The organism is Pseudomonas sp. BIGb0558 (assembly GCF_024807515.1).
In the GTDB taxonomy this organism is placed as follows: domain Bacteria; phylum Pseudomonadota; class Gammaproteobacteria; order Pseudomonadales; family Pseudomonadaceae; genus Aquipseudomonas; species Aquipseudomonas yamanorum_A.
On the sequence record NZ_JANUEW010000086.1, the window covers coordinates 1 to 1,901 of the forward strand.

A 1,901-nucleotide genomic window follows, 5' to 3' on the forward strand; every position below is an offset into this window, starting at 1 on the left:
GGGCAGAGCCCTTTGCTTACTTTGGGGCTTTTCCAAAGTGAGTCGCTGTAAGAGCGAAACCATAAGCCGCCGTTACCTAAATAACGGATATGTACCCCGCCCCGGACGCCTGGCGAACCGTCAAGGTTTCCAAACCTGCACATCCTGAGCATCCACCGCCTTGGGCAACAACCCCGCCTTGAAGAACGCATCCGCAATCTTCTGCTGTTCACCCAACTGGTCCAGCGTCACCGGTTGCACCTGATAGCTGCGATGGGCATTCGCGGTTTCCACCGTCGCTGCATCCAGGTTGCCCCACAGTGGGCCCAACACATTCGCCGCGTCTTGCGGATGCTGCTTCACCCACTCACCGGCCTTGAGCAATTGCTCATAAACCACTTTCAGCACTTCAGGATGCGCCTTGGCATAAGGCGTACCCGTCAGGTAATAACGCTTGTAACTGGCCAGCCCAGTGCCATCCGCGAGGGTGCGGGTAGGCAGTTGGCGTTGCACGCTGGTGAGGAAGGGTTCCCAGGTAACCCAGGCATCAACCTTGTTGTTTTCAAACGCGGCGCGACCATCGGCAGGCGTCAGGTACGCCGGCTCGATATCGGAGAAAGCCAGCCCCGCCTTGTTCAGGGCCGCGATCAATAAGTAGTGAGTGCCGGCAGCCTTGGTCACGGCGATTTTCTTGCCTTTCAAATCCGCCAGTTGCTGAATCGGCGAGTCCTTGCGCACCACGATCGCCTGCGCTTGCGGCGAGGGCGCTTCCTGGGCGAAGTAGGTGAGTTTGGCCTGGGCGGCCTGGGCGAAGATCGGCACGGTGTCGGCCACGTCGGCGCTGATGTCGACGTTACCGACGTTCAGTGCTTCCAGCAGTGGCAAGCCACTGGGAAACTCGTGCCAGCTGACGTCGATGCCATCGGCCTTGAGGGCTTTTTCCAGGGTGCCCTGGGTCTTAAGCAGGGTGATCAGGGTCGAGGATTTCTGGTAGCCGATGCGTACGGTTTCCTGGGCTTGTGTGCTCAGGGTGGTGCAGAGGCCCAGTGTGGCAAGGCCCGCGATGAAAAGGCGATGGAGCGTAAACTGGGGCATGGCGTGCTCGACTCTTAATGGATTAAGGTGAGCTTATTGTTCTAAAAAACATTCGATAAATAATTTTTCGATCTTAGCTTAGGCCTTTATCGGGTGCGCCGTTCGCGGCCTTTCAACGTCAGGGTGAAGGAGGCGGTATGCAGTTGTATGTTGTTCGTCACGGCGAAACCGATGCCAATGCCGAAGGCCGTTATCAGGGTTCGCTGGACATCGATCTCAACGAACGGGGTGTGCTTCAGGCGCGTGAGCTGCGGGCAAGGCTGCCGGCGCAGATCGATGCCGTCGTGCTCTCACCGTTGCGCAGGGCACAGCAGACGGCGGCGATTGTGTTTGCGGATGACGGGCTTGAACTGCATACGCTGGATGCGTTTCGCGAGCGCAGCGTGGGGGTGTTTGAAGGGCTGACCCAGGCGGAGGCGGCGCAACGTTATCCCGAACTGTGGGCGCAGAACATTACCCGGCAATGGGAATTGGCGCCCACCGATGGGGAGTCTGTCTCGCAGTTTGTCGAGCGTATTCGAAAGGGGTTGAATGAGTTGCTGGTGAACCATGGGCAACAGGTGGTGGTACTGGTTGCCCATGGTGTCGTCGCCAAGGCGATTCGCGCATTGGTCCGCGATGACTTTTCAGACTTCTTCGACTGGCAATTGCGCAACGGCGAAGTGCTGACGCTCAAGATAGCCACAGAGCCAAATGTGGCGAGGGAGCTTGCTCCCGCTGGGGTGCGAAGCGCCCCCTTGTAGACCACTGCGGTCCTTCAGGATGAGCCGGTAGATGCTTTTGGGGTTGCTGCGCAACCCAGCGGGAGCAAGCTCCCTCGCCACAGG

Annotated in this window: 2 protein-coding genes; one reads left to right on the forward strand and one right to left on the reverse strand. The window is 58.8% G+C overall.

The window, feature by feature from the left end:
* Positions 1 to 120: 120 nt before the first annotated feature.
* Positions 121 to 1,074, reverse strand: coding sequence for an aliphatic sulfonate ABC transporter substrate-binding protein (locus M2400_RS33355; protein ID WP_177079916.1), 954 nt, complete (start codon positions 1,072 to 1,074; stop codon positions 121 to 123).
* 137 nt (positions 1,075 to 1,211) lie between these two features.
* On the opposite strand from M2400_RS33355, the gene M2400_RS33360 reads away from it, so the two are divergent.
* Entirely contained in the window at positions 1,212 to 1,817 is a 606-nt protein-coding gene (locus M2400_RS33360) for a histidine phosphatase family protein (protein ID WP_259201413.1), read from the forward strand.
* Positions 1,818 to 1,901 lie beyond the last annotated feature (84 nt).

What these genes read in the sequence shown, in the direction of transcription:
- M2400_RS33355 (WP_177079916.1), bottom strand. Translation starts at nt 1,074, where the DNA reads ATGCCCCAGTTTACGCTCCATCGCCTTTTCATCGCGGGCCTTGCCACA.
- M2400_RS33360 (WP_259201413.1), top strand. Translation starts at nt 1,212, where the DNA reads ATGCAGTTGTATGTTGTTCGTCACGGCGAAACCGATGCCAATGCCGAA.